Origin of the sequence: Clostridium sp. AM42-4 (genome assembly GCF_003480105.1) — a bacterium.
Classification (GTDB): domain Bacteria; phylum Bacillota; class Clostridia; order Lachnospirales; family Lachnospiraceae; genus Brotaphodocola.
The window spans coordinates 222898-245429 of sequence record NZ_QUIK01000003.1 but is presented as its reverse complement, the minus strand read 5'-3'; the positions used below and the strand labels follow the sequence as shown (position 1 = coordinate 245429).

The 22532-nt window shown below is 41.3% G+C and carries 26 protein-coding genes and 1 pseudogene; all 27 read right to left on the bottom strand.

The features are described 5' to 3' along the window. Positions 1-201: 201 nt before the first annotated feature. Positions 202-2484, bottom strand: coding sequence for a hydratase (locus DW922_RS03985; protein WP_118725868.1), 2283 nt, complete (start codon positions 2482-2484; stop codon positions 202-204). Positions 2485-2735: 251 nt separating this feature from the next. Next, positions 2736-3656, bottom strand: coding sequence for a patatin family protein (locus DW922_RS03980; RefSeq protein ID WP_279221315.1), 921 nt, complete (start codon positions 3654-3656; stop codon positions 2736-2738). Next, entirely contained in the window at positions 3653-4372 is a 720-nt protein-coding gene (locus DW922_RS03975; protein WP_118725867.1) for a YkgJ family cysteine cluster protein, read from the bottom strand. Before DW922_RS03975 ends, DW922_RS03980 begins: the two co-directional genes overlap by 4 nt. Positions 4373-4495: 123 nt before the next feature. Then, on the bottom strand, positions 4496-5356 hold the full coding sequence (locus DW922_RS03970; RefSeq protein WP_118725866.1) for a PfkB family carbohydrate kinase: 861 nt from the start codon (positions 5354-5356) through the stop codon (positions 4496-4498). Next, positions 5357-5824, bottom strand: coding sequence for a low molecular weight protein-tyrosine-phosphatase (locus tag DW922_RS03965; protein ID WP_118725865.1), 468 nt, complete (start codon positions 5822-5824; stop codon positions 5357-5359). A gap of 287 nt (positions 5825-6111) precedes the next feature. Beyond that, positions 6112-6921 carry an ISL3 family transposase gene (locus tag DW922_RS03955; RefSeq protein WP_118725863.1) on the bottom strand — a complete coding sequence of 270 codons (810 nt, stop codon included), beginning with the start codon at positions 6919-6921 and terminating at the stop codon, positions 6112-6114. A gap of 169 nt (positions 6922-7090) precedes the next feature. Continuing rightward, on the bottom strand, positions 7091-8446 hold the full coding sequence (locus DW922_RS03950) for a UvrD-helicase domain-containing protein (RefSeq protein WP_118725862.1): 1356 nt from the start codon (positions 8444-8446) through the stop codon (positions 7091-7093). A gap of 2 nt (positions 8447-8448) precedes the next feature. Further along, a complete protein-coding gene (locus DW922_RS03945; protein WP_118725861.1) occupies positions 8449-10221 on the bottom strand; it encodes an AAA family ATPase in 1773 nt (590 codons plus the stop codon). Positions 10222-10372: 151 nt separating this feature from the next. Then, on the bottom strand, positions 10373-11281 hold the full coding sequence (locus tag DW922_RS03940; RefSeq protein WP_118725860.1) for an Abi family protein: 909 nt from the start codon (positions 11279-11281) through the stop codon (positions 10373-10375). A 470-nt stretch (positions 11282-11751) separates the two neighbouring features. Next, a complete protein-coding gene (locus DW922_RS03935; protein ID WP_243032024.1) occupies positions 11752-12216 on the bottom strand; it encodes a winged helix-turn-helix domain-containing protein in 465 nt (154 codons plus the stop codon). A gap of 28 nt (positions 12217-12244) precedes the next feature. Beyond that, positions 12245-12406 carry a hypothetical protein gene (locus tag DW922_RS17905; RefSeq protein WP_243032022.1) on the bottom strand — a complete coding sequence of 54 codons (162 nt, stop codon included), beginning with the start codon at positions 12404-12406 and terminating at the stop codon, positions 12245-12247. Positions 12407-12426: 20 nt separating this feature from the next. Further along, a complete protein-coding gene (locus DW922_RS03930; protein ID WP_118725859.1) occupies positions 12427-13317 on the bottom strand; it encodes a Fic family protein in 891 nt (296 codons plus the stop codon). Between the two features lie 449 nt (positions 13318-13766). Then, complete coding sequence (locus tag DW922_RS03925; protein ID WP_118533873.1) at positions 13767-14030, bottom strand: Txe/YoeB family addiction module toxin; 264 nt, start codon at positions 14028-14030, stop codon at positions 13767-13769. After that, positions 14023-14289 (bottom strand): type II toxin-antitoxin system prevent-host-death family antitoxin, encoded by a 267-nt coding sequence (locus DW922_RS03920; RefSeq protein WP_347560258.1) that lies wholly within the window; start codon positions 14287-14289, stop codon positions 14023-14025. Before DW922_RS03920 ends, DW922_RS03925 begins: the two co-directional genes overlap by 8 nt. Before the next feature lie 170 nt (positions 14290-14459). After that, a complete protein-coding gene (locus tag DW922_RS17560) occupies positions 14460-15002 on the bottom strand; it encodes a hypothetical protein (protein ID WP_118725857.1) in 543 nt (180 codons plus the stop codon). A 22-nt stretch (positions 15003-15024) separates the two neighbouring features. Then, positions 15025-16053, bottom strand: a complete 1029-nt coding sequence (locus tag DW922_RS03910) for a hypothetical protein (RefSeq protein ID WP_118725856.1) — start codon at positions 16051-16053, stop codon at positions 15025-15027. Between the two features lie 58 nt (positions 16054-16111). Next, positions 16112-16315: pseudogene (locus DW922_RS17900) on the bottom strand (DUF1016 N-terminal domain-containing protein); the annotation flags it as partial. A gap of 146 nt (positions 16316-16461) precedes the next feature. Continuing rightward, positions 16462-16716: a hypothetical protein gene (locus DW922_RS03900; protein ID WP_347560257.1), complete on the bottom strand. Its 255-nt coding sequence runs from the start codon at positions 16714-16716 to the stop codon at positions 16462-16464. Positions 16717-16791: 75 nt separating this feature from the next. Further along, positions 16792-17706: an IS3 family transposase gene (locus tag DW922_RS03895; protein WP_118725855.1), complete on the bottom strand. Its 915-nt coding sequence runs from the start codon at positions 17704-17706 to the stop codon at positions 16792-16794. Next, on the bottom strand, positions 17703-17987 hold the full coding sequence (locus DW922_RS03890; RefSeq protein ID WP_005612369.1) for a transposase: 285 nt from the start codon (positions 17985-17987) through the stop codon (positions 17703-17705). The genes DW922_RS03895 and DW922_RS03890 overlap by 4 nt, the downstream gene beginning before the upstream one ends. A gap of 221 nt (positions 17988-18208) precedes the next feature. Continuing rightward, positions 18209-18349, bottom strand: coding sequence for a hypothetical protein (locus DW922_RS17440; RefSeq protein ID WP_154106741.1), 141 nt, complete (start codon positions 18347-18349; stop codon positions 18209-18211). A gap of 206 nt (positions 18350-18555) precedes the next feature. Further along, positions 18556-18951: a hypothetical protein gene (locus DW922_RS03885; RefSeq protein ID WP_118725854.1), complete on the bottom strand. Its 396-nt coding sequence runs from the start codon at positions 18949-18951 to the stop codon at positions 18556-18558. 19 nt (positions 18952-18970) lie between these two features. After that, on the bottom strand, positions 18971-19933 hold the full coding sequence (locus DW922_RS03880) for a DUF4365 domain-containing protein (RefSeq protein WP_118725853.1): 963 nt from the start codon (positions 19931-19933) through the stop codon (positions 18971-18973). Between the two features lie 339 nt (positions 19934-20272). Continuing rightward, on the bottom strand, positions 20273-21046 hold the full coding sequence (locus DW922_RS03875; RefSeq protein ID WP_118725852.1) for a lysozyme: 774 nt from the start codon (positions 21044-21046) through the stop codon (positions 20273-20275). Between the two features lie 374 nt (positions 21047-21420). Continuing rightward, positions 21421-21687, bottom strand: coding sequence for a hypothetical protein (locus tag DW922_RS03870; protein ID WP_118725851.1), 267 nt, complete (start codon positions 21685-21687; stop codon positions 21421-21423). Positions 21688-21805: 118 nt separating this feature from the next. Then, the gene (locus DW922_RS03865) at positions 21806-22132 is read right to left on the bottom strand and encodes a hypothetical protein (protein ID WP_118725850.1); all 327 of its coding nucleotides are present in this window, start codon (positions 22130-22132) and stop codon (positions 21806-21808) included. A 15-nt stretch (positions 22133-22147) separates the two neighbouring features. Further along, positions 22148-22522, bottom strand: coding sequence for a hypothetical protein (locus DW922_RS03860; RefSeq protein WP_147353357.1), 375 nt, complete (start codon positions 22520-22522; stop codon positions 22148-22150). Positions 22523-22532 lie beyond the last annotated feature (10 nt).

Genomic DNA, 22532 nt, shown 5'->3' with positions numbered 1-22532 from the left:
CCTTCTGTTGCCATTGTACCTGTTGTCTGCGATCCTGTCATGCATTTTCTCCATCTCCCGCTCATTTTTTCATAAATCATTTCCACACGCTGTTTTTCTTCGAACGCAAAACGGAGCTGCCTGTTCAGACAGCCCCATTTTGTTCTTACACTTACATAAGGAGTTTTATAGTAGCAGATAAGCCGTAAAACGGTGGGAATCTTATCTGTTTCTATTGAAGTTGATCAGGCAGCCAGCCTTTACGATACTGCGCTCATTCTCGGTCATCGGCTGGATGTAGAGATGAATCTCTTCTGCCTTGCCGTTCTTGATGACATATGCCGGAATATCGGTTAAGTCGCCCTCTAATGCAGTGCGCACATTCGGAACATAGATGTAATCATCTACATCGAACATGGTCGGCTCGCCCTTTAAATGGAACGGAAGCATACCCCAGTTCATGCAGTTGGAACGATAACGCTTGGTTGCGTATTCCTGGGTGATGTTTGCAAGAGCGCCCAGGACTCTCTGACAGGAAGCAGCCTGCTCACGGGCAGAACCATCACCAGGCTTATTTGCGTAGATGGTGGAACCAATCTCAACATCTTCCGCTTTTACCTGTTCCTGACCCGGAATGGTATTGACAACCTTCATTACCTCAGCGATCTCAGCGTTTACAGTACCTGCAAGACGTTCCTGCTCCATAGCCTGAACTGCCTTCGCACGGCCAACATACTCCGGATCACGTCTGGACAGGGTAAACTCAGCCAGTCCTAACGGATTAGAGCGGAAGGAAGAAGTCTCACCGGACGGAATCAGCTCATCGGTGGTGGTTACTTCGTCCAGGATCTTGGAGGAAACCTTTAAAAGGATATTCTCAGAAAGTGCCTCCATCTCTGGCCAGTCTTTGATGTTCGGACCAAAGCGCAGCTCAGAATCTTCCTCTGCCTTGTTGTAACCGTTGTATACTCTTGCTTTGTAAGCGCGATCCTCGTAATTGTACTCCGGAATATCGCCCCAGCAGTCCATAGTCTCTGCTGAAGTCAGCTTACCGCCATTTGCTGCGGTTGCAGCGATGGAGCGTGCATCCATAAGAGCCACTGCGGACATCTGTCCGTTACCCGGCTTGGAACCTTCGCGGTTCGGGAAGTTTCTGGTGGTATGACGGATGGAAAGTGCATTGTTTGCCGGAGTATCGCCAGCGCCGAAGCACGGTCCGCAGAAAGCAGATCGGATGATTGCGCCTGCATCCATCAGGTCTGCTAACAGACCCTTGCGGTCCAAATCAGTGTAAACCGGCTGGGAAGACGGATATACGGACAGGTAGAACTCGCCATCTCCGATATTTTTGCCCTTTAATGCATGGGCAGCCTCTACCACGTTGGTGTAGTTGCCGCCTGCACAGCCTGCGATGATACCCTGCTGTACCTGAAGTTTACCATCTTTGGTAATTTTGTCAAGTAAGGTAAAGTGTGCTCTTCCCTCTGCAATCTGGTCAGCTGCCTTCTCGGTCTCGCGCAGAATGTCTTCGAGATTCTCATACAGGTAATCAATCTCAAAAGCATTAGACGGATGGAACGGCAGTGCGATCATCGGCTTGATGGTGCTTAAGTCGATCTCTACGCAGCCATCGTAATAAGCAACTGCTTCCGGATTCAGCTCCTTGAATTCATCACCGCGGTGATGCTTCTCCAGGAATGCCCTGGTATCATCGTCCGTTCTCCAGATGGAAGACAGGCAAGTGGTCTCGGTGGTCATAACATCCACGCCATTACGGTAGTCAGTAGTCATGGAAGAAACGCCTGGTCCGACGAACTCCATTACTTTATTCTTTACATAGCCATTCTTGTAAACAGCTCCGCAGATAGCCAGTGCGATATCGTGCGGTCCAACGAACGGCTGCGGTTTTCCGGTCAGATAAATAGCGATAACTCCCGGGTAAGCAACATCGTAAGTCTGCTTTAACAGCTGCTTGGACAGCTCACCGCCGCCCTCACCAATGGCCATGGTACCCAGTGCACCGTAACGGGTATGGGAGTCAGAGCCCAGGATCATCTTGCCGCCGCCTGCAAAGCACTCACGCATGTACTGATGGCATACTGCTACGTGCGGCGGAACGAAAAGACCGCCATACTTCTTTGCCGCAGAAAGGCCAAAATAATGATCATCATCATTGATGGTTCCGCCAACTGCACATAAAGAGTTATGGCAGCAGGTTAAAACGTAAGGAAGCGGGAACTTCTCCATTCCTGATGCCCGGGCAGTCTGGATAATACCAACAAAGGTGATATCATGAGACACCATCGCGTCAAATTTGATCTGCAGCTTATCCATGTTATCGGACTGGTTGTGCGCTTTCATGATACCATAAGCAATGGTACCTTTCTTAGCCTCCTCTTTTGCAACCGCTTTTCCGGTCATCTGCTCAACCTTTGCAACCTCTGCCTCCGGAACCAGGGTCTCACCGTTTACGAGATAAACTCCGCCATCGTGTAACTTAACCATACGAACTCTCCTCCTGTGACTGTGTGGTTTATTGTGTCAAAGCCTTTTGATTCCGAATCCATTCTGATTCGTTTCCGGCTTTATTTCCTTTGATGGCTTAATTATGCATCTTTTTTCAGTATTTGTAAAATACTATATATGATATAAAAGTCATAGGTATTTTCTATAGCATTGATTGGCCTGATTGCAGGTTTTCTGTTATCTGAATGCCTGGCCTGTGCTTCTGGTCTGTCAATCCAGTTTCGATCTGCCTAATGATTCTCCAGCCAGCACTTCAGGTCACGCATCTTCATAAGCGCATCCCGCCTTCCAATGTCATACACCTGCTGCAGTTTCTCCGGGCTGCGCTCCAGCCGTCCGATCTTAAGCGGCTCATCCGGACGCAGCACAAAAATCTCACCCATTTTCTCCAGCTCTTCAATCTGCCGCAAACTCTCATTATAGCGCTCATGCCTGTGAGACAGCGCCTCCACAAAGGCCGGATACTTTCGATAGCGGATTTTCGCCATAGCCAGCTGCTCCGGTTCCTTCTGGTATCCCTTCGGCCGGGTCAGGATCACCACATTCTTTGTGAATCCCATCTCTCTGAACTTCATCAGAGGAATGCTGTCCGTGCAGCCGCCATCCAACAGCTTCATCCCTTCTGTCTTCACCAGTCTGGAAACGTATGGAAGGGAGGCCGATGCCCGGATCACATCAATCTGCTTTTTCATATCTGTAATGCGGATATACTCCGGCTTTCCAGTCTCCACATTGCTGCAGACTGCATAAAACTCCGTTTTAGAACGATTGAAGGCATCGTAATCATAAAGATCCAGCTTCTCCGGCAGATCGTGATAGCAAAACTGCACCTCCGCAATGTCTCCGGTCCGGACCAGATTACGCATGCTGATAAACCGGTTATCCCGGATATATTTCTTATAATAACGGATGTTCCGGCCTCTTTGCCCGGACACAAAACTGGAACCATGGATAGCTCCGGCCGAAACTCCGATCACTCCGTCAAAGGAAAGTCCCTGATCCAGAAAAACATCCAGAATACCGTCAGTATACATCCCACGCATCCCGCCGCCCTCTAATACCAGGCCGGTTTTTACGGTGTTTTCAGTAATGTCTGCACCATTGATGCTGCCTGTGCCTTTGATGCTGCCTGTGTCATTCATGCTGCTCATAGATTCTCACTCCATTCTTTTGCCGCGGCCATGCGGGCCTCATACTGACTGTAGAAGTCCCGGCTGGTGTCATAGGGAAGCAGATAAAACCGCTGCAAAATATACATGCTGACGGATTTTGCGAGATCAGGGGATGGTGTTTCGTTTGCGCCATCTGCGCTTGCTTTCGCCGCAGTTTTTCCATCCAACTCTGCGCCGATACGAATCCGCAGCTGTTTCAAAAACGCATGCCAGTCCGCAATATAGGCATCATACCGCTCCATATCCGGCGTATCCATCCACTTGCGGATCTTCACCTTGCTGCGATTTGGTTTTTCGCATTCATGAATCTGCAGAATGTAGCGAAATCCGTCCTCTTCATAATACCGCCCCAAAGGGAACAGCCTGCAGATGCCTGGACGATACGGATGAATACTGCATCGCCCGGCGTCATTCAAAAAGGTACACTGTTCCGAATCCCCCGCCAGCTTCAGATTTGGCAGGATGATTCCGTCCACCACATTCAGTTCCAGATGCCCTGCTAAAAGCTCCTGCAGCGAAACGCCTAAACCACCCGTCAGCCGCCAGACATCATAGGGATCCAGCACAATCGTGTTTCCCATTCCACGGCAACAGGACGAACAACCCGCACAGTCATTGCAGCCCAACTTCGCCATATCATTCAACCCATATAATTTGCCGTCTGAAATCTCCTCCAGACTTACATTTCTAAGCACTCCAAGTTTCCTCCCGATTTTGATTTTCTGCTGCCAATGCTTTCCATTGACTCATTTCATAATATCCGGTCTGCTGCGCCAAAGCTTCACACAGCAAATCCCACTCCGCTTTATCTTGTGCCGCTAATTGTTCTCATCCAGTAATTCCCAATAACGCTCAACCAGAATTCCTTTGTATTCATCCAAATGACTCTGATTTCCCCGTATCAGTGCAGTCAGGACACGCACAGCTTCCTGCACCGCCGCCTCCAGACTCTCTCCGTTTAATAGTTTTCCAGTCATAACTGTAGAAAAAATATCTCCGCTTCCGGCAACCCGGACAGGAAGAAAGGTAAACGGCACACGGAAATACTGTCCGCTTTTGTGGTCATACCCGCAAACCAGATGTTCATCCGTTTCAGAATCCTGCGCGCTGGTAATGACCACCGATTTCCCGGATAACTTGTGCAGCCCGTCAACCAGTTCCCGCAGTTCTGCCGCTGAGGCTCGTTCCCTGCCCGGGCAGATTCCCGTCAGAAAGCCAGCCTCGGTCATATTCGGAACCATCACATCCGAGTAGCTGACCAGCTTTCTCATGGCCGCAACCCGCTCCATGCCGATTCCGTTATAAAGCTTTCCGCCATCTGCCATGATCGGATCTACCATGACAAGACGGCCATTGTCCACATTCTGTATCTCATCCATTCTCGGCTTCCTGCTTCGAATATAATCTCCGATCAGTTCCACCTGCTCCTCCGAAAGTACAAATCCAGTACAGATGCAGTCCGGATCAAAGCCAAGCTCATCCCACACTTTTATCGTATCCCGCATGTAGTCCGTCATGTCCTGAATCCGGAACTTTCCGAAATCCAGCGTATTGGAAACCACCGCAGTGGGAACCTGATAAGGAAAATGCCCCATACGCGAAAACAGCGGCACCATGGCGGCCAGAGCTACCTTACCATAACCCGGAAGGTCGTTAAAAAGAACAATTCGTTTTCCCATTTAAATATTTTCCTCTCTGCGGATCTTTTCAAGAAACCCGCTACATCCAGCCATAACATCAGCAAACGTTGCATCAAAATCCCCCGTATACCAAGGATCTGCCACATCACGCCCACTGCCTGAAAATGTCAACAGTTTAAAAATCTTCTGTTCTTTATCCACCCCACCTGCAATCCGGGTCATGTTCCGTATATTTGCTGTGTCCATGCCGATGAGATAATCATAATACCGGTAATCCTCCGCCGTCATCTGACGCGCATGATGCGGGATCAGCGGAATATGCTCCCGACGCAGCTTATCCACAGTGCCGTAATGCGGCGGATTACCGATTTCCTCACGGCTGGTTGCCGCGGAATTGATTTCAAAATGGGATGCCAGGCCAGCCTGAGTGACCAGGTAGGTGAACACGCTCTCGGCCATTGTGGAACGGCAGATATTGCCGTGACAGACAAATAGTACTTTTATCATTAGTTTAAACTCCTTGAAAACGCTTTCCTTTTATTTTTCTAAAACTCAAAGCAAATCACTTAATGGTCTCCAACTCTCATGAGACATATCCTCGTGATACTTTGTATTATTGATAAATAAATCCTCGTTAATATCTCTTACAAAACCAAAATTAAGTTTATACTTCTCAGCGTACTGTTTGAAAGCAATAAATTTATTACTAACCTGAGCATCCAAATTTTTGCTATGCCCAGCTACTTCCCCACCCTTTGTTTCTATCAGCCACACCTGACCATCAATTGTCTTGACTATATAGTCTGGATAAAATAACCACTGTTTTGAAAATCCATCCAAATAAACAGTACAGAATTTATAGTATTTCTTATGGCCTCTAATAAATTTTGATGGAGATGAAATCTGTCAGCAATCTGCATAGCATCGGGCAATATTTCTTTTATGGCCACTGAATAAGCACTTGCCCGGTCTCGTGTTACCGTTTTTACATGTTTATTTTTACTTAACCATTCTTTTAATGTTTTACCATCACGTCCATCTAAAATTGCCACTGGTTGATGTGTTGTTTCATCTACAATAATTGTCCCATAAGTGTGCCGTTTCTTAAATGCAAAATCATCCACTCCAATAATGCTTCCACATGGAACTTCCGGTTGTGTTACATATCGTTTGGTTAACAATCGGATAATGCTGTCACCACTGGTTTTCAGGTTCATAGAACGACAGATACGAGCACTACCTTCACAGCTTGTTTCCAATGCCAAAGTGCATATAAAATCTTCACAACGCTCTGTCATACGGCTGTAATAATTCAAAAATCCATCAACATTCTCAACAAAAGTTGTAACATCACAGGAAGAATTGTCGCACTGATACTCGTAAACATTTACGATTAAATACGTGGTTCTACCCAAAATCGGAAGATCTTGAAGTTTTCGTTTATAAGTACCATGTTTATGTTCTGAAATCACTCCACACTTGGGACATGTACAGTTTTTTGATTGCACAGAAACATAGATATAAATTTCTTTTTCGTTTTGAATTACTTCTGTGATGCTTATTTCCACAGGGTAAAATTTTTGTAAATCAAGAGCATCTTTCATTTGTTTCAGCTCCTTCCATAATGACAAAATTTCCAAGATAATTCTATCATTTTGGCACTTTTATTTCAATTCTATTTACGGATAATTGCGGAAGAGCCTCGCCACACCGGACTGGCGGCTCTGCCGCACCGTAATATTCACTTTTCGCATGATTTCTCTCATAATTCATTTAAAATTCACAACCAAAGTCATTGAAAAAAGCCTTTACCTTTTCTTTTCCATACTTTTTTTCAACTTCTGGTGTGATATAAATCGTTAATTTTTCTAACGACCTTGTCAATCCTACATATAATCTATTTTTAAAGATAGTTTCCTCTGTCTTTGTTCCTAATAAATAAGCAGCCAAATCAGTTGTCAATATCAGTAGACAATTATTTCCTTCTTGACCTTTAATACTATCAATCGAATTAACATAGACCACTTCTTTTTCATTCTCATTTCTTTCGTCAGGAATTAGATTAATAATTCTTCCATATGCCATTTTATCTTTTAATGGTTCCATCTTAAAAGTTCGATTCATAGCTTCCTGCTTGTCTTTACAACACATATAATTATGTAAAAGCTTTTCGCCCCAATAATAAGACGCTCTCATACATGCCAATTCAGTTATATTTGGATGATTATTTTGCATCACTATAGAAATTTCTTCACAAAGAGCTTCTCTAATATCTTTACTCTTTTCCCGTGTATGCGTTTCATATATACTCTGCCTCTGCGAAACAAATTTAAGATCAAAATTCTCTTCGAGCAACAATTCTGCAATATTTTTATCTGATGCAAAGCATATAACAACTGAACCATTATCTTTTTCAGAATACTGTTTTTCTGCATCTGCAACAATGATATTGGAGATTGCTAAATGGTTTTGTGGGCACCTATGGCAGAGCGTAAAATACTCTACTTCATCCGGATAGGTTGCAGCAAGTTTTCTCAAACACTTATGCCCCTTTAAATCTTGTTTTGGATCTCCCATTAACAAAATTCTAATCCCTAATTTATGCAATGACTCAATAATGTCAAGCATATCACCATCAATATCTTGAGCTTCATCAATGCAAATCGCACCACAATACGACTTAAAATTACTTTTTATAATATTTCTTTTTTCCTTGATTTCTTTTGTATCTTTTGATTTCTTTACTACAACCCACTTAGCTCTTTCTGGAATAACCGTTTGATGCAATACATTTTTATCTTCCAATCTACCAATCGCACCGTTTCTGTATGCAGGTACTCCTGGCAGCTCTGCAACGGAAATTCTTTCATACTGTTTTCCAAACAACAGATAATAATATGGCCTTACAAATTCTTGAAACAAAAAAGAGTGTATTGTACTCACTACAATGTTATCCGGTATACGACCATAATGCTCTTGCAATTTTCCACTTATACATTTAACTGCATTGTTTGTAAATGTGATACAAAATATCTTTTTATGATCTTCTATCTCTGAACGAAATTGGATTATTGTATTAGCCATAGCAGTTGTTTTACCCGCACCTGCACCTGCAATACCTATTCTCATGACTACTCACCCTCCACCATAACTGAAGTTTTCTTCATAAAATCGAGGACATCTTTTATATGCTTTGGCATTTCCAAATCCGGTAAGTCTCCACATTCTATATCTTTACAAATAGTCAACATGTCTGATGCTTTCGCATTTTGCCATGCTTTTTGCATTTCTTCGGAACTCATATCCTTCCAACCTAATGTTTCACCATACTTATCTTTGAGAATAGTATAGTTGTCACCTGTCTTTACGATTTCCGGTTCGAGCGTTTTTTCGTCTGTTGTTCTAACGCAAATAGCTTTCCCATCGTCGTATTTATCATGATCCTTTTTTGCTTTGTCTTGATAATCATAGTCCCGAATGATACCAAGCTTATTGCTTGTACCAGAATTTACTTTCTTCCATATTTCAATAATTTTAGTATATCCTTTATGAAAAGAAATCAACTCGATATCACTTAATTCATTCTTCGAATCCAAATAGGAACGGATCAACATTTCTTCCGAAATACCCTCAAACAAGATGCATTTTTTCGAAAAGAATAATTTAAATAAATCAAAATTTGGATTTTTGGTTAAATAATCCCTTTCCTCTTCTTCAAGCTCCTGCAATAAGGAAAATGCATTACCTTCATGTACAATAACCACATTTTTCAAATCCATTTTGTTAATGAGTTCTGTACTATGAGTAGAATAAAACAATTGTGCAGATTTATTTTTTGAAGCAAAAACCTTCAAAAAACTCGACATTAATCTTATGTTATTTATGCACAAATGAGCTTCCGGCTCTTCAATAGTAAGAATATTTAGTGCCACATCATTCTTCTTTCCCATCAGTGAATTTATCAATACTAATAACAATATAAGGTTCCTGTATCCCAATCCCTGTAATGTAAGTTCGGCATCTGAATAACCCAATCGAATACTATTTAATATCGTTTGCATCGGCGGCATATTAGGTAATATGCTAATATGCTCAAAGAATTCTTTTGCATCCTCAAGTTCTGATTCCTCTTGCCAGTTTATCACATGATCCATTTTACTTACAGTTTTAAGTTCTTCAAAGAAATGGTTATACTCTTTTTCAACTTTTAACTTATCATCATTAGACAATCCCATCTGCAAAACTTTTACAAGCGACTTTGAACCAAGGCGTTCCTTTGTCCTTGAAAATTCATCCCTTTCTGCTTCAAGCGCAGTATATTTATATAATTTTAAGGTATCATACGCAACACTTCCCTTATCCGGTACTGTTATGGAATAAGCATAAAATTCCGTCGGAAGCAAATTCATTTTTACTTTCTTAATAGAAAATTCATCTACCGTTTCTTGCATCAAGACATGCTTTACCAGCTTAAATATTTCCTCTGCTTTTGATGGTTTGTACTCATATCGCAGTCCATACATAAGTTCTCCATTTTCTACTGAATAACTCAAATCTTTTACAAAATAATTTTCTGTAACATCTGCCTTCAATTGTACTTCAACACTAACAACTGGCATTTCTTTGATAAAATCGGAACATTTTATAGTCCCATCAACGATACTTTTCTGATTTTCAATTATGTAATGATAATATTTTTCCTTCGCAGTATCATTTATATCTATCCAAGATAGACTCTTTCCCGAAAAACTTGATTCATCTGTTAGGAAGGGCAAAGTTACTGCTCGTAACAGATTACTTTTTCCACTATTGTTTTCACCTACCAAAACAACAGTCTCTCCCAGACAAATATCTATATCTTTCAAATTTCTATAATTTTTTATGATTAATCGTGAAATTTTCATAGGCTCCTCCTGAATCAACTTACTTATTCCAGAATATTATATCATAAAAAATGGCGAAGTGCTTATCGTAACACTCCGCCGAAAGCCTAACCGATTTGAGCAAAAATGCTTGGTTAGGTCTGCTTTACTATTTTATGCAGTTCTGCTGCATTTATACACTTAAATGTGCTTTCCAATCCGCTGGAAGATTCATTGCTGTAAGACTGACTACACCAATATTATTTTGAATCAGCTTATCAAAAGCATCTACAAATACTGTCCACTCCACATCGGATGAACGCAGATACTTCATCGCCAGTAGGATTTGATACAAACCATTATGTACCGGCGGTGGTGTGACTTTATCTACATCGAGAATTTCTGGTGTGGTATGTATGGTTCGATTATAAATTCTGGAATTATGAGCACACATATTACGCAATACAGAAACACCCTGTATCCATGAAGCAAGCATTTTCTGTGATGGATTTACCAAATTTTCTTTTTTCGATTTATATTGGTAATTAGCCGCTAATATAGAATACGAACTTCCAGTACCTGTTTTCAAATTCTTAATTATCTTCGATAGCGTACCAAATGAAAGAACTTCAACAGCTGCCCATACAGGCACCTCTCCATCATGATTGTCGAAATTATGTTTGATAAACACATCATTAGAGCGAGCAATTTCTGACGCTACAGTGGACATATTCTGCCAATACAGTTTTTTCTCTTTAAAAATCGATGAATCCTGCAAAACAAGTGGTTCTCTGTGTATAAGCAACGCTTCCACTAATCGTACTCTCAAAGCCACCTCGATCTTAGAAATCATTGAAAAAGTTAAAACAGACAATTCCTGATCAAATTGATACAACTTTAAAATATCTTCAAACTTTGTTCCCGAAATATACTTCTTTGTAGCATTATCATATAATTGAAATGAGTATCCACGCAAACGATAAAACCCAACTGACTTTAATGCCTTTTCTACATCCTCACGAGAAGTAATTACCATTCCTGCATCAATATATGATTGTACCTGCTGTGCTATTGTTAATATTTGTTTTGGATATTGATACATAAAACACCCCATAAATAAAAAGTCCCACCGGGTTGCGCATGAAAATCAGAGGCGTGGTGGGTTCTGTTATTATCATTATACAACTTTTATTGCGACTGTCAAGATTCCTTTTTCAAAAAAGAATACAGGCTCCCACTATTTCTTGCAGTACATAATCAATTCCGTTCTTCGTAATTCTTTCTTTCATCATATTTTGACCTCTTTCACAACGTATTTATCATAGCTTGACTTCATCTGTCGTAAAAGTGTCGTAAATTCAAGTCAGATTTTGAAAAATTTCTTGATTTTCAAAGGTTTTCAGCACTATTTTCGTCACTTGCCGTGGCAAATAAAAAGCACTTTTATCATAATCTCTATATTCCTCCATAAGTCTCGAAAACACTGATATTACAGGCTTTTTCCGGCTTTCAGTTTTTCTTCAATTTTTCAACTGTTTGTTAGTCATATTTCTTCTCCGTATTGAGGTATTCTTAAATCAGTATTTCCCATTTTCCATATCTCTTTCCGTCAACTCTACGGATATAATCCTTTTTCTGCAAGGACTCCATAATTCGTTTTACGGTGCTAAGAGATCTTCCTATCTCTGCAGCAAGCTCTTTTTGCTTAATGGACGGATTCTTGTAAATCAATCTCAAAACGGCCAGTTCTTCTAAAGTGCATTCCAAAGTGTCAATTTGAGACTTTGGAACTTTAGGGATGACACTTTGGGAATTATCATGCACACAGTCTATGTGCATATATCTGTTTTTCAGCTCATATTCCGTTCCCAAAATTAAATTGCTGAAGAACATTTCCAAGAACTTTGTTGTAGCATGAATACCATTTTGCAGATCGTTATAATTAGCTCTTACCAAAGCGTTGCGGAAATACCAAGAGTTTTTCTCAAAAGCATCGCTTTTTACTTTGAACCCGAAGGTCTTCATGTATTTGATCATAAAAACAGCCGTTGCTCTGGTGTTTCCTTCACAGAACGGATGAATCTGCCAAATATCCGAAGCAAACCAAACCATCCACCGCTTGCAAGCCGATTGCAGTCTGCCATGCTTCACTCTTTTCAATTTGACCAGGTTCACCCTGTTTGATATATTCTTCCAGTTCAAATTGCCAGTTCTTTTCTTCCGACATAGCTGCACCCCGTTTCCTGCTTAATATACAATCCTAAAATAATCCAAATACGCTTTATACTTATCCTGTGCAGTCAGGCAGGTATCTGTCAGATAGCCTTTTTCGTTGTCCCATTCCTTTAGTCCACGATAATAGAACATCTTCAGATCGTCCTCAATGATGAACGGAACGATATTGTATTTCAGGCACTCCTTAAACATAATCAATCTGCCCACACGGCCGTTGCCATCCTGGAACGGATGGATCCGCTCAAACTTCACATGAAAGTCCAGAATATCTTCAAAGGTCTTTTCTTCTTTGGAGTTATATTCTGTCAGCAAGGCCTTCATTTTATCGGCAACTTCTTCCGGAAGGGCTGTATCCCTGCCGCCGACTTCATTCGGGAATTTCTTATACTCGCCAACAGCAAACCAATCTTTTCTGGAATCACTGGTGCCGTTCTTCAAAAACAAGTGAAGTTCTTTGATGAACTTCTCCGTTAGAGCTGCTTTTGCATGATCAATAATCATATCAATGCAGCGGAAGTGATTTGCTGTTTCAATCACATCATCCACATTCAGCACTTCTTTTTCTACGCCGATGGTGTTGGTTTCAAAAATATATCTGGTTTGATCGTGGGTCAGGCGGCTTCCTTCCATATGGTTAGAATTGTATGTCAAATCAATCTGCGTTTTATGGTAGATCCCACCGGAATATTTACTTACCTTCTGCTCTTTCAGAATATCCAACAGAGTAATTGGTCCTTCTTTTCTTTTGTTGGTACGCTCCGGTTTTTCTGCGTTTTTCGGAATGTTCCATGTCTTGCCGGTAAGAAACGCACCGTTCACACGCCCCTGGGCGCAGTAATTTCTAACACTGCGCTCGGATACATCCCACTTTTTCGCTATCTCAGTAACTGAAAGATATCGCATCTATGATCCTCCGCCATAAAATCTATCAAAAAACTACGTTAATCTATTACATAGTATACCATGTAATCGGCAATAATATCAATGGCATTCAACTGAATTACCTAACTTTTTGCCGATACAGGAAATACTGCTTCCGGATATAGAAAGCCGGACTCCATCGAAAATGAAGTCCGGCAAGGTAAGTCCAGAGTCTGGTAATTAGCCTGTAACTGTTGCACAAATTCTCGGTCTGGATAAATCTCTGCGAATTTTGCCATATACTTCAAATTGCGAACAGAGATACTTTATGACGGTATTTGATACTCTGGTACGGCAACCGGCAGTAGGACAAACAAGAAATTATCTGAAAATATCTTACTGCTGAACGCCTATTGTGCTAAAAAGGCAAACAAAAAGCACCAACAGATTTTACTCTGCTGATGCTCTTTCTTCCTTATAAAATGTGCGGTTTAAGTATCTCCATAATGGAATCTGCAACCAATGATATAAACATTGGCATCATCTATTCTATATACCAATCTGTCTTTATCATTTATGCGGCGGCTCCAAAATCCGGCTAAATCACCTCTTAACGGCTCCGGCTTTCCTATGCCCTCATTACCATTACGGCAAATATCTTCTATGAGCTGATTAATCTTTTTCAGTGTTTTCCTGTCCTCAGTCTGCCAATAAACATAATCTGCCCATCCATTATCAGTAAAAACTTTATTCATCGTCTACCTCAATCAGATCATGCTTTGCAAACTGTCCACGTTCCAACTGTGCTTTGGATTCCATCAGCCAGTCATAATTAGCCTTAGTCCCAAGGATATGCGCATTTTCCATCAGATTATTGTAGCTTTCCTCTGACAGAATTACCACGTTTCTATTATTCTTTCTGGTGACAATCATAGTTTCATAATCATCCGTTACCTGATCCATATAATTTTTCATGTTGTCCCGAAGATTTGAATAATTAACCGCTAACATCATATCACCTCATTTCGTACAATATTCTGTACTCTTATTATAACGTACAATATTCTGTACGTCAATATAGTGTATGCAATCCGAAGTGAAATATTACTGGATCGAGTAGGAGGCGGCTTTCGCCGCCGACCTCTCACACCACCGGACATGCGGTTCCGCATCCGGCGGTTCAGTTAACTTGACACTTTTACAAAGTATGCTTCCGCAGAAAGCAGCCTAAACCGTGCAAGCCGTGCATTTGACATTGCATAGCATACTGTCTCCGTTCTACAAATTCGCGCGTATCCATGTGACCATGCCGCTCTCGTTGCATTTCTTGGTTCAACACCTAATTTTACCAAATTCTTGTATTTATTTTGCGGTGTTTTCCAGTGTTTCCATATACACATTCGGAATCTGTATCGAAGTATCGTATCTATCTTTCTGGTTACTGTAAGAATTGAGCCAATTTTAAAATATCGCCATTGGGAATAGATTGCCGAGCCAAGCAATTTAATGTCCGTGACCTCGTCAATGATACGATTTAGCGCATCACAACTGCTTGCTGCATCGCCATATTTTTCTGAAAAGGCATGGCCGCAATCCATCTGGAATCCCAATGCCTGACAATCATCGGCAAAGTAATGGTCAACCAGCTCTATGTAGCTGATTTTCTGATCTCTAAATTTCTCAATCCACTTTGTGGCGAATAAGTGTACTTGCTCTAAAAACTCCATTGCGGCCTCCTTCCGAATCGGGTTAAAACTCCTCCCAAGTCCGACCGTTCAGATCATTTGCGATTACATCGGTGTTAGGCATTGTTTTATATCCGAACATATCAGCAAGATTGAAGAATTTGCTTTTTTGAATCGGGTTTTTACTGCTTTTTCTAAAGTCCATCGGGTAGAACTTTTCAACGATGAAATATCTATGGCTAATCGTCTGAAGATTATAGCCATAATAATCTGCACGACGGATTGCCTCGTTGATGCGTTCAATCTCATCTGCGGTAGGTTCGGCTCCGCTTTCGGCACGATAAGTCATGCTGCCGTTATTTTCAACTGCGATGATGGTCTTTTTCAGCTTACCAATGGCACGGATACTCTTGTCTTTATACAAGCCGATATATCCATGTTCTGAGAAGTTGCGGGATTCCTGGTCATAGAACAAATCCAAATCCATATTGTCCTGAAAAGTTGTACCGGCTACGATTGCTCTCATCCATTTATAGCCATCTGGTATCAGCTTTTCATCAAAGCAATACTTCTTGAAATCGTCTAAAACGGCAATGATTTCCGTATCTCTGTCGTCAACAATATCCTCCATAGCGTCCACAAGCTGCTCGAATGTCAAATTGACGTGCTTGATCGGATGGATAAGCCGGGTTGCATTTTCGCTATTATACTTTCTCAGTTCAACTGCCAGTTCATCGAACAGTTGCGGCTTCATCGGCTTGGGGTCGAGGGTGAGCAAAACCTTTATATCCTCAGCACCGAACTGCTCCAGATGATTCACAAGCTGCTGCTTATAAAACTGATTGTAGAGCTTTGTTTCCACCACTATTTTGAAGCTCTTTTGGCTGATAACCGCATCCGGAACACTATCGTCACCAACAACCTGCAAATCAAAGGTGATCTCCGGGCTTTCGTCCTCTCCAAGAATAAGACTATTCAGCATAGAAAAGAACTTATCAGCGTTATAGTTATACAAACGAGAGAGCATCAGCATGGTGTTTGAAGTATCCACATTCTCTTTGGAGTGGTATCTCTGAAAATAATGTATCTGCATATCGCACCTCCTAAAACCCATCTGCCGTTTCGTTTGCGTTACCGGGTCAGTTGATAACTCAATTCCAGCAAATGGTTATTTTATATTCGCTTACACCAATCGGCTTTGAAATATCCTTGAGGGAATATTCTGCAACCATATTGTTTTTGACCTTATCCATCAAAGCAATATTATGATACCAGGTAATTTGTGCAAGCACCTCTTGCACAATTTTTCTATCAGAAAAACAGGCGGAAAACTTTGCCATATACTTCAGGTTTCGGACGGAATACCCCTATCTCTCTGGAATAGCTATCTGAATATCATAAGAAAGATTATCAATAAATTTATTTCCCCATGTTTTGTATTCGTTAATAAGCGTTCCAATATCATAATATAGGAGTAGCAAATCCGAATTTGGTGTGTGCTTTATAAATTTTTTCCGATCCACTCAAGTTCGTTCATGGAATCCTTATTTTTTTCAAGTTCATCTCTGGCTGTTGCGTAATATGATTTTTTGAAAAGCATATCCCATGAAAGATATTTTGCCATACAGTCAAACTGCTTATCAGTCAGCTCATACTGGATACTGCCTACGGGAGAACCACCTACAACAATTGTGCCAACTTTTTTGTTTTTTAACTGCAATCCACGGCAGTAGCACTTATCAATGATAAGTTTCAATTGTGCTGACATTCCCCACCAATTGGTCCTATGTCAAGATTTAGTACAAGTTAAAATAAGAAAATTCTCCCCATTTTAACCTGCCAGAAGCTCAGCCTCAGTGTGTATTCTTTCATACACTCGTTCGAATTCGTTTGGCGACATATAGTTGCAATGGCTATGAATTCGTTTCGTATTGTAGAAAGCTTCCAGATATTCAAAAATCAACTGGTATGCCTGCTTATAATCGCGAATTTTAAAACGATTGAGCCATTCACGTTTGATAATAGAATGAAAGGATTCAATGCATGCATTATCCCACGGAAAAGCTTTCTTTGAGTAGCTACGCTGCATATTTTCGGTTGCTTTTTTATATTCCTTTGCAACATATTGGCTGCCACGATCCGAATGGATAATTAATGGTTGATTGATATTCCGGCGAGCTTTGGCTTTGTTTATAGTATCAATCACGCAAGATACTTCCAGTGTTTCTGAAAGCGTCCAGGCTATGATTTTTCTAGAAAATAAATCCATAACACTGGTCAGATAGACAAATCCATCTATTGTCCAGATGTAGGTGATATCCGAACACCAGACTGCATTCGGACGATCAGGATTAAATTGCTCATCAAGGATATTTTGTAATTCAGTGCTGAAATCGGAATCTTTTGTGGTGCTTGTCCATGGTTTGCTCCACTGAGCACGGATCCCCATTTGGCGCATATATGTACCAACGGTTCTTTCCGAAATGACTTCACCAATTTTTCGAAGTTCTACAGTGATTTTCGGAGCACCGTAGTTTTGCTTGGAATCATCATAAATATCCTGTATTTTTGCTTTTACAGCTTCACGACGTTTTTCTGTATCAGAAGGTACATGGTGGAGCCATGCAAGATATCCTGAGTGAGAGACACCTAAAAACTTCAACATTCCGGAGACGGAAACCCGGCGTCCAGCCTTTTTGGCAGCTTCCGTCTTCTCAGACACTTCGAGATAAATGGCTTCCGTCATTTTCCCAGAATGTTGATTGCTTTTTTTAACACATCAAGTGCATCTTGGGCATCACGTAATTCACGCCTGAGACGGGCAATTTCCTTCTGCTCATCAGATGCATAATTACCAGAACCACGAACAGGAATATCACCTGATTCCCGGAAGTCTTTCAGCCACTTTGTTAATGTACTGTAGCCGATGCCAAGATTTTCTGCACATCCACGTACTCCGAGATCTTTGTGATCCTGATAGTACTGGACTGCATCAAGTTTAAATTGTTTGTCATGTTGCTTTGCCATATGAGATCCTCCTTCAGCATGTTTCTATTGTACCATGCTTATGTGTATTTGGAATTTCTCATTTTGGCTTGTACTATTTATATTCTAGCAACATGGGATCTAATATCATCCGAGTAATAGCTTTATAACTCAAAGGGTCTGCCTTTCACCAGACCCTCATTTTCGCCCCTCATGAAAGGCCCTCAAGAACTTTGATTATCCTATTAAAATACTTTTTCTCTTTATTCCGGCTTCCAATTTACATTTAATTGCCTTCTATCCGAAATAAACTGTTTAGCAGCAGCTACTGCATGAGCAATAAATAACTCCAATTTATCATTCACTTTATATATACGACCATTTGATTCTTCTATTCCTGACATTGCATACATTCCATGCCATCCATTTAATCTATACGATCCAAAAGCAACTGCATCTAATGATTATAAGCACTGTTAGATACCCACGAAATTTCGTCCCCATCCGAATGAGCAACTTTATAACATCTCCAAATGTCTGACTTTTGCTCTCTCATAAGAGCGTCTCTTTCTCCTACATCCTGACACTGTATGCTGATTTGGTTATTTTGTCATATGCAACCACCCAGGGTAAGAATAACTTTTGTATGTTTATAACCTTTGTTCTTGTTACTACACTCCATAACAATAAAATAATCATCATCTCTTTCATCCATTACTACAATCCCTTGCGAATACACTGTTTTCCAAAGTGGTTTAACGCCATAATAGCAAGCGACAACCTCATTTGTTGGATTAGGCATGTTCACATCAAAATTATTTTCATCTAACCATGCATGATAATTTTTAATTGCAGGAGGTGGTCCCATTACCAAAAATGATTCCATTATTGCTATTTGAAACTCCATTTCTTCTTGAATATCAATCACATATTTTTCAGTGGGATCAAGTTCATATTCACAATTTAATATCTTTTCTGAATTATTATTTAGTTTGATCTTCTTCATATCCTATACACCTAATATTTTATCCTTCTTTTGGTCTTGTTTCTGCATAAGGTTGATTTTGTGACACAAATTTATCTACATTTAAAAACGCTCTTCCTAACTCATTTAAGCTAAGTATCATCATATATTCAGCTACTTCTCCTGCATGATCAATACTTCGCATTGGTTTTAATTTTCTACGAAATTCTTCAAATGAATCTCCTACAACCAACCATTCACCTTCCTCCTTATCATAATAACAGTGAAGCTCACGCCAAATATTTTTGTCATTTTCCTCAAAGAAATCTTCATCGGCTGAAAAATCTGCCCACGGAAACAACCGTGGGAAAACCTTAGTATATGGTGTAAAAGGAAACCAATATGGATAAGAATATGTTTCTATACTTTTTCCATCATCCACAATTAATTCAGTGTTCCCTCTACCACTACTCTTATGTATCCATTCCATAGAATGGAGCCTAATTCTACCACCCTCTTGAATAATTTGCATAAATTTTTTCTGAGATAGCAAAAAGTTGTAATTTGTTATATGATCTGGTAAATTCGTAAAAGAAAGAAGTTTTTCATTTGATGAACTATTTAAAAAAACTTGCTTCAAAGGAACTTTAACCAAAAAGCCTTTTCCCTTCCCATCATTAGTTCTTTCTATAGTTTCAGCAGTTAGCTTTTGCCAAACACAGATATCATCATCAGGATTATAAAGAACCACAATGCAAGGCAACGTATTCATAGTCCAATAATTGTATTGTCTATTACTAATATCCCTAAAAATTATGCAACCGTCCTTTTTTTCTTTAAACCAACTTGAACCAGACTTTATTTGCAATGCAAGAAGTTGTTTAGACTTACCAGATGCTTCAACAAACTCCATGTGGGCATCAATTCCAACATCATCGACTGGTTGTTCTCGAAACATCCAATTATTACGTTCTGCGATTTCTCCACAATGGCACACGCCTACACGTTCAATTGAATTTGCCATAAATAATCTCCTCTTTATAACAGCCATAAAAGCTTATAAAATTAAAATATCAATATATACCTATTTAACTTATACACAAGCTAATTGAGAACTCTACAAAGTGCGCAGTTTCAAGATTTTCTATATGTTTCTTCTGTGTAATGCAACCACAACCTCACAATGCCCGGTTTGTAGATAGCAAGTATTACACCATCACTGCGCATGTTATATGATCCCTTACTTTCCGCATAAAACCAATAAAAACTGGTTATTAAAAAACCATTTATGTCTATTAAAAATCTTCTATATTATATAGCAACTTATGGACCGTAGTCAAATCGTTGTCATTGACTACGGTTTTTACCGGCTTAATTCAGGGTACTGCAGTGCGCCGTCCTGATCCAAAGTGAATGTAACCGGCTTTGTTGCCGCATACCCTTTTGCATCAAAATAATACCACTTGCCATTGATACACTGCAGGCCGATCAACATCACGCCGTCATGTCCTAGATAACATCTATGGCCCTTGTAATCAGCCCATGTATCGGCAAGCATGTAACCGTTGATATCAAAGCAATACCATTTGTCACCATCCTGCCACCAGGCACCCCGCACACAACGGCCAGTGCCGTCCTCATAGTAGTAGCGCCAACCACCACTCTCCTGCTGCCAGCCGGACTTGACTGCAGCCTGCACCGGAGTCAAAAAGAGCGCCCGCTCCTCCTGGCGGCGCTTGGTGAGCCCGCTCAGCTCTCTGCCGCCCGCCTTGTTATAGGCCAAGATCATGTGTGAGATCTCCGCACGCGTCCGGGCCCCCTGCGCTGTAAGGCCGTCGATACTGCCGATATTGTAAGCAAAACTTACAAGTGCGTCAAACTCGTTTTGTGTCCACTTATACGTACTGTATTTGTCCACCTTTGGGGCATACTTGCGATCAATAGATCTACGCAGCCACTCATCTGCCGTCTCCTGGCTGATGCGCAGCCCCTGGCAAATCGTGGTGCCGGTAATAGCCTTGTCAGCATTGGTGGTGCCATAGCCGATAGTCCAAACGCCGACGGCGTCCTGGTAAGCTGTCAGACGGCAGCCTTCAAATTTCTTGATCAGTTTCAATCCGTTTTCTGAGATTTTCATTTGACATTCCTTTCCGTTAACTCGTTAACGTTAACTTTTGGAATATTGACAAATTAAGAAAAATAGAATATGATGTAGGCAGCTAAGGAATGAGAGAAGATTCCATGTGGCAAAACGAAAACCCCAGAGGGCCCTAATCCTCTGGGGTTTTCTTGTTCGTTACGGTGAACCACGCCGATAGGCTGTTGCTACCTATTTATCTCTGTCCAGCCATTTGCATATGTAGTAGCTAACCACACCTGCTCCGACGGAGACAAGAAATGAGAGAAGAATGTCTACCATGTAGCCCACCTCCTTTCTGCTGGAGGTTCGGCAGCTTCTACATCATATCATATTTTATGCCAATATTCTACATGATTTCTGTTGCGTTTACTTTATTTGCGGGTCACATCATCAAGTTCAATGCCTTCCATGACCGCCCTGGCTTCCAACACCGCGAGGTAATCCGTCATAGCGGTCAGCTGCATATTGTAAGTACTTCTCGGGCATGTCGGCTTAAACGGCAGTGTACCGGCATCCCATTTATCAAGCATGCCGCGCAGGCCATAATATCTGATTGCCAGCTGATTATACTCCGCCTTAAATCTTTCCTTATAATCTGTGCTATTCATTGCGTCCACGGTTTCATTTAATTTCATCATGTTTTCGTCCTCTTTTCTTCTTAATTAATATGAGGGCGGCGCTCCGTCCACCCTGTTGCGATATCGCAATGGCGGCCGTCACCCGGGCCGCCGCGGGAGATATCCGGATCACCTCCTCTCAATGCTTATCGCTGTACCTTGTCCGCTGCCATATCTCGGTCACACGCTCCCATCCGTCCATTGCAACCAACGCTACTATAAAGGCTGCAATCATGCACGCAAAAATTAAATACCAGGTAACCGGCTTTGACAGCCATGCCAACAGCGCCACCAGTGCCGCCGGGCAAAGGACCAGGCTCAGCACAATCACAACCACGGCGGTCGGCACCGGCTTAAAACATGGCATCTCTTTAATCACCTGGGTAATTGCGGATACTAAAAAAGCCATCACTCCGATGGCCACCAGTACATACGCTGCATACTGCAGCACGTCATTCATATTCATTTCTCATCCTCACTTTCAATCTTCAATTCCATACTCTCTGCGCTTGATTCGCCGATCAAGCACCATAGCTTCTTCATCACTCAGAGTCGGCAGCTTTTCACAGGCTTCATATCCGATCTGACAGTCTCCGTTTCCACCAGCCTCCCTGTATGGCTTATAGATGTAATCCAAATTCCGACGCTCCTTTAAAGTAACGCCGCCACGCTGAACAAATTTATCAGTAAGATAAAGCAGCTTGTCATGCCCCAGACCGATGATCATATCATTCTGCGCCTGCTCATGTTTAGATAACGCATTCTTTTTCTGATCATGGCGTGTGATCAGAAACTGGATAAATGCAAAAAGCGCATTTGACCCGATCACTGCGGCAATAACCTGTGATGTATCCAAGTCCATCATC